The sequence below is a fragment of the Pelatocladus sp. BLCC-F211 genome (assembly GCF_041928655.1).
Lineage (GTDB): Bacteria > Cyanobacteriota > Cyanobacteriia > Cyanobacteriales > Nostocaceae > Pelatocladus.
In genome coordinates this window covers 1-5,778 of the sequence record NZ_JBHFLM010000133.1, presented here as the reverse complement: position 1 = coordinate 5,778, position 5,778 = coordinate 1, and the positions used below count along the sequence as shown (strand labels likewise).

Genomic DNA, 5,778 nt, shown 5'->3' with positions numbered 1-5,778 from the left:
CTAAAAACTAAAACTAGCGTAGGTTGGGGAGCCAGTGCGTTGCGGGGGTCCCCCCCGTTATAGCACCTGGCGTTTGAGGAACGTAGACGCGCCCTGCGCGGCTTCTCGCAGAGTAACCCAACATTATCAAGGCTTTGTTGGATTTCGCTTGCACTCAACCCAACCTACATTTCTTCTTAACTGAACCGTATTGAATTATAAGTAATCAAGCGAACCTGATATTAGACTTCCCTATTTTCTATTAGTCCACCACCGAGCCACCCACCACAAAAAAGCGATCGCCACAAAACTCCAAAACAAAGATAAAATCATCGGATGAGGTGGATTCTTTACAGAAATTGGTGCAAAGGGTTTGTCTATATGTTGAGTCACCACACCAGAGACGATCACACCACCACCCAAAGCGACACCGATAATTTGGATTGTTTGTTCTAACGAGCGATCGCGTTTAGCTTGTTCTATTTCTACTATCCCACGAATTGAGGAGATTACTTGCTCTAATAATCCTGTACCGTGCTTAAAATAACCCAAATCGAAATTAATTTGTTTTTGGAATAACGCAGAAATCTTGTGATAAAAAGTTTCTAAAAAGCTTAAATCAGCTTGCTGGGTTTTACTAGAAATTTGTTGTAAGCGGTCATGATAATTTTCTGAATTGATCGCAATTGTGTTTTGATAATCTTCGAGATTTCGTAGTAAGCGAGTGTATTTAACTGCTAATTCGGCTAAGTATTTTAATTTTTCTGTTAATTCATTTAAATCTTTTTGATTTAAATTATCAATCTTCTGATTTGATAATTTATCGAGTTGTCTTTCTATATTTTTATACTGTTCATCTAATAAATAATAAGTTTTTCGGCTATCTTGATAAGCTTTGACAACCTTAGTGCGAAAGAAAAATAAATCTAATAATTCTGAATAGATTAAACCGAATTTTTCATCTGCTTGCTCATCGACAAATAGCCAAATTAGCACATGCTGATAATTAGCTAATTCGCTAAACAATCCATATTCAAAAATTGGACTACCAAATAACTCTCCCTGACGATGAAAAGAGGGACGTTGTTTAGCATCAGCAAAAACAGCTTGCAAACATGATTCGGCGATTTCATACAGATATTTCTTATCTTTCGCGCCCGTTAACCAAGCCGTAATTAATAAAGTTTGTCCGAGAAAAAGTTTATTTGGCGAGAGAGTAAGGCAATTATGAGGATTTAAATTACTGAGAAAACTAATGTCTAAATCTACGCTTGGTGTACCATCCGCTTCTTTTTCGGGACGGCGTAAATTGAGCGACAAACCATAGCTATCATGTAATTGTACAGGATAAGCAAAGCCTTTGATCATCACATCTTGCTGATGATCAACAGAAATCTTATTCTCAAAAGGTAGGGAATGATTACCATCTTTGACTGCTGATTCTTTGAGCAAATCAACACGCGGGCTATCAGAATTTTTGCTAACATCTATATTTTGGCTGAGATTTAAATCTGTGTGCAGGATAGTCTTAACTATTGCATCTGCACCGTGCCAAAGTTTATTTTGCTCATCTGCATTAATTTCCTCAAGATTTGCCGGTTTATAAAGTTGAAAAGCAAATAAATGAATATTAGGCGCATATATTTTCATAAATTATTTTGTCATCATACATCTTGTAGAGACGCGATTCATCACGTCTTGAACCAGAACCACACGCGATATATCGCGTTTTGAACCATTTATAGTTTATAAAATTGTATGTAGGGTGTGTTGAGGGCAAAAAATAAAAATGCTGATATAGCAATCATAAATGAATTATTGAGACTCCAGATCCCCAACTTCTTAAAGAAGTCGGGGATCTTAATACTCTTGAGACTAGTTCGATTTCTCTCCCTCCTCTCCCCGCTTTTTATCTTCCAACTTTTGCAACCCCTCATCAATAACTCGATACTGATTCGTTAAAGTAATTTCCTGAGTCACAGGATTTGTTTTTTCTACTTTCGTAATTTCCCGTTCCGTAATTAATACCGCATCTCTCACAGATTCATGATTGATGTACCACAAGCGAATTGCTTCCGCAAAGGATTCTGTTGTGTGCTGATTTAAATCAGCAAGAGTCTTTCGTAATGATGAAATATCCTCAATCGCTACATGATCAAAAACATAATCTTGTTCTTCCACCACTTGTGTAAAAGCTTGAATTAATTTATCAGGTTCCATATTTGATTCTCCTATTTGATTTTTGTTGGTGTAGCCTGTGCTATGCGCTTAAGTTAAGGATAATTGTAGGTTGGGTTGACGAAGGAAACCCAACATTTTCAAGTATTTGTTGGGTTTCGCAAAGCCTCAACCCAACCTACAAAATGTAAAGTTTTTGCCTCTAACACCAAGCGTATTCGACTAGAATTATTCTCCAATTGCACAAAATCCAGTTAAGGATAATTGTAGGTTGGGTTGACGAAGGAAACCCAACATTTTCAAGTATTTGTTGGGTTTCGCAAAGCCTCAACCCAACCTACAAAATTTAAAGTTTTTGGCTCTAACACCAAGCGTATTGGACTAAAATTATTCTCCAATTGCACAAAATCCAGCCCAAAAACACGGTTCTTTAAATGGTAATTGTTCTGGTAAATAGTTTTGCTCCAATCTCTTTCTAATTTTCCATTTATGCTTTGCATCCATCTCGGTTTTACTATCAATCCATAGAATTAAATCCTCTTGACTAACTTGGCGAAGCCATTTCTGGGTTTGGTTGAGCGCACAAGGAACATTAGGAGTTAGAGTTTGCAGATTTTCATAAAATCTCATCATTAATATCGCTGTCGAAAAATCATCAACTGTCCATAAACTGCTAACTATATTGGCTGCACCTGCGCGAATAAATCCACTTGGTAAACCGATATATTCATCGCTGGTATTTCTAGAGTCAACTAAGCCACTTTCGCAAGCCGAAAGAGTCACAAGACGACAGTTTGGGAAACTTAAATTAAATATATCTTCTAAGGTGAGGCATTTTTCTAAGTTAATCGCCGCGTCGTCAGGTATTTTTAACAGGCGACTTGGTTCGAGATCCGCCGGAATGGGAGAAATCAGAGTATCTGCTAACTGTAAACCAGATTCTAAGGGAGAGTTGAAATTGAAGTAACCGTGACAAGAAAAATGCAGCCAGTAAGCATTGCGGAAATTATCGGCGTTTGCTTGTTCTGCTAATAATGCTGCTTTTGTCGCTGCGCTGTGTTTGAGAATTTGGTGTGGGTGAAATGTATTGGCAATTGTCTCGACTTCGATATCGGTGAATTCTAAATCTGCTGTGGGGTTTTGAATCGCGAAGAGATCAGAGAATATATTGTCAGAACCCCACCCCCAACCCCTCCCCGCCAGCGGGGAGGGGTGGCGAAGTCGGGGTGGGGTTCTTTGACGAATATCAAACACTCGACGACGAGAATCAAAGTCAGAGGTCAATACGGTTCAGTTAAGAAGAAATGTAGGTTGGGTTGAGTGTAGCGTGTTAATTTTGACCGAGAAAGCTGAATTTTTTTCATGCAGGAAGTATGCTAGAGAAGTAGGATACCTGAAAGTGGTATAACAGTAAATCACAAGCAGGGGCAGAAAACTACGGAAAACAAGGATAAGATCCCTACTCAAAAAGGAGTCTAACAACGCTTACTTCAAGAGCGATCGCTCTTATCAGCACTTAATGTCATCGGCACTCAATGCTTATTAAAAGGTGGTTTATTGGGAAACGGGTGTGAGCGCTTGAATGCTTATTTGGTAAAGCTTCTAAAAAACTTTGTGATTTACTGATAAGGCTTGAGGGAACTGAGACACAAAGGTAAAAAGCTAATGGAAGGGTTTAAAAGTGAGGATAGCCGATTAGTTAGGCTGTTTAAAAAAAGCCGAGACCTATGGAAAAAAAGAGCTACAGAAAAGCAGAAAAAAATGCGAGTCATGGAAATCAAGATTAGAGACTTAAGTGCAAGCAGAGACAATTGGAAAGCGAAAGCACTGTCAGCACAACGACAACAAGAGGAATTAGAACGAGAATTAGAAAATTTGAAAAAAAAAACTGAAGTTACCAAATCCAAAGAATTAAACAAACAGAGTCAACAACTAATGGAGTTAAAAGAGCAAGAGCTAGCAGAGTTAAGACCAAAGGGACATAGTTATCGAGTGCTTGTAATAGAAACAGCAATTAAATTCTTATTTATAGGCTTAAACAGCCTCAGAGGAATTGCAAAAAACTTTGAAATACTGGCAAGAAATTGGATCTGGTCAACACCTAATTTTAACACGATCAGACAATGGTCATTACGATTGGGATTATATGAATTAACTCGCCAGAAAGAATATCGAAAAGATTGGATATTTATCTTAGATATGACGTTCGAGTTAGGAACATCGAAGTGCTTGGTTATTCTCGGTATACCTCAAGAAGAATTAACCCGAATTATTCGAGAAGAAAAGAGGAGTTTACAACATGAAGACGTAGAAGTACTAAGTCTAGAAATTATGGATAAATCCCCTGGGGTAATGATATTAGAAAAATTAAGAAATTTATCAGAGCGTGTGGGAACTCCTGTACAAATTATTTCAGATTGGGGAAGTGATATCAAAAAAGGGATAGATTTATATAAACAAGATAACCCGGAGGTTATTACCACTTATGACATCACCCATAAAATGGCTAATCTCTTGAAAAAAGAGCTATTTCCAGATAAAATGTTTCACGATTTTTTACAACTATGTTGCATAACTCGTCAACGAATTCAGCAAACTAAATTATATTTTCTCATTCCGCCTAAACAAAGAAATAAATCTCGTTATCATAATGTTGACATTTTAGTAGAATGAGCAATGAAGGTGATAAAGTATGAAGCACAACAGGATTTTTCTTTAATTAGCACTGCCTATAGTTTAGATGATGAAGCTATCTCACCATTAAGCTTGATTTTAAGTAAAGATACTCTAACTATTCTCAAAAATATTACACCAAAAACTTATGAAAGTCTTCATGAATTTAGTCAAGCTCTCTTAAATAACTTGGGAGAAGAATTATGGCAGTCTCATGGAGAAATCATTTGTCAATACTCCAATTTAGGACGAAGAAAATTTTACGATAAATTGGGTTGGCTGTTTTATTATCAACACAATATTCAAATTTATGCTGAAATGCTTACCCAGATTCGTTCTGTACAGATACAACTAAAGACTCAAGGGTTACATTCTCAATCTCCACAACAATGGTTAAATACTATCTCAAATCATTCTTTGACACCAATCGGACAAAAATTTCAGTCCCAAATTCTCGAATATCTCACTTTTGAAGCTAATCAGGTTCCAGTATCACAAATTCTACTTGGTACTTCAGATGTGATTGAATCTCTATTTGGTAAATATAAATTCTTTACAGCTAGACGAACTATTAAAGATATTGGTACTAATATTTTACTGATTCCTTTATTTACACTAAAAATTACAACTAGCCAAGTCAAAAAAGCAATGGAAGCTATGAGTTTTATAGATGTTGATTCTTGGGTTAAATCTGTTTTCGGTTCTTCTATGCTCTCCCAAAGACGAACCCTTTCATTGGCGACTACTCCTGACACAGAAACTGCATGAACTCTTGCACTGACTACCATCCACAGAATTAACACACTAGGTTGAGTGCAAGCGAAACCCAACAAAGCCTTGATAATGTTGGGTTACTCTGCGATCAGCCGCGGTTTTTCTCCTCGCAGCAACGCTTCTAGAACTGTTTGAATCCGAGTTGCTGAGGGTGGACACCCTGGTAAATAAATA

The 5,778-nt window shown here is 37.2% G+C and carries 5 protein-coding genes and 1 pseudogene; 2 read left to right on the top strand and 4 right to left on the bottom strand.

Features of this window, described 5'->3' with window-relative positions; all coding sequences use genetic code 11:
* Positions 1-231: 231 nt before the first annotated feature.
* The 3 genes from ACE1AT_RS16670 to ACE1AT_RS16660 all read right to left on the bottom strand — a co-directional run bounded on the left by ACE1AT_RS16670 (position 232) and on the right by ACE1AT_RS16660 (position 3,441).
* A complete protein-coding gene (locus tag ACE1AT_RS16670) occupies positions 232-1,629 on the bottom strand; it encodes a hypothetical protein (RefSeq protein WP_374870232.1) in 1,398 nt (465 codons plus the stop codon).
* A gap of 225 nt (positions 1,630-1,854) precedes the next feature.
* On the bottom strand, positions 1,855-2,199 hold the full coding sequence (locus ACE1AT_RS16665) for a hypothetical protein (RefSeq protein WP_374870230.1): 345 nt from the start codon (positions 2,197-2,199) through the stop codon (positions 1,855-1,857).
* 345 nt (positions 2,200-2,544) lie between these two features.
* Entirely contained in the window at positions 2,545-3,441 is an 897-nt protein-coding gene (locus tag ACE1AT_RS16660; protein ID WP_374870228.1) for a CHAT domain-containing protein, read from the bottom strand.
* A gap of 381 nt (positions 3,442-3,822) precedes the next feature.
* On the opposite strand from ACE1AT_RS16660, the gene ACE1AT_RS16655 reads away from it, so the two are divergent.
* The gene (locus ACE1AT_RS16655; RefSeq protein ID WP_374870226.1) at positions 3,823-4,830 is read left to right on the top strand and encodes a hypothetical protein; all 1,008 of its coding nucleotides are present in this window, start codon (positions 3,823-3,825) and stop codon (positions 4,828-4,830) included.
* Between the two features lie 3 nt (positions 4,831-4,833).
* Positions 4,834-5,598: a hypothetical protein gene (locus ACE1AT_RS16650; RefSeq protein ID WP_374870224.1), complete on the top strand. Its 765-nt coding sequence runs from the start codon at positions 4,834-4,836 to the stop codon at positions 5,596-5,598.
* An 83-nt stretch (positions 5,599-5,681) separates the two neighbouring features.
* Here ACE1AT_RS16650 and ACE1AT_RS16645 read toward each other — a convergent pair.
* Positions 5,682-5,778: pseudogene (locus ACE1AT_RS16645) on the bottom strand (oxidoreductase); the annotation flags it as partial.

What these genes read in the sequence shown, in the direction of transcription:
- ACE1AT_RS16655 (WP_374870226.1), top strand. Translation starts at nt 3,823, where the DNA reads ATGGAAGGGTTTAAAAGTGAGGATAGCCGATTAGTTAGGCTGTTTAAA.
- ACE1AT_RS16650 (WP_374870224.1), top strand. Translation starts at nt 4,834, where the DNA reads ATGAAGGTGATAAAGTATGAAGCACAACAGGATTTTTCTTTAATTAGC.
- ACE1AT_RS16665 (WP_374870230.1), bottom strand. Translation starts at nt 2,199, where the DNA reads ATGGAACCTGATAAATTAATTCAAGCTTTTACACAAGTGGTGGAAGAA.
- ACE1AT_RS16670 (WP_374870232.1), bottom strand. Translation starts at nt 1,629, where the DNA reads ATGAAAATATATGCGCCTAATATTCATTTATTTGCTTTTCAACTTTAT.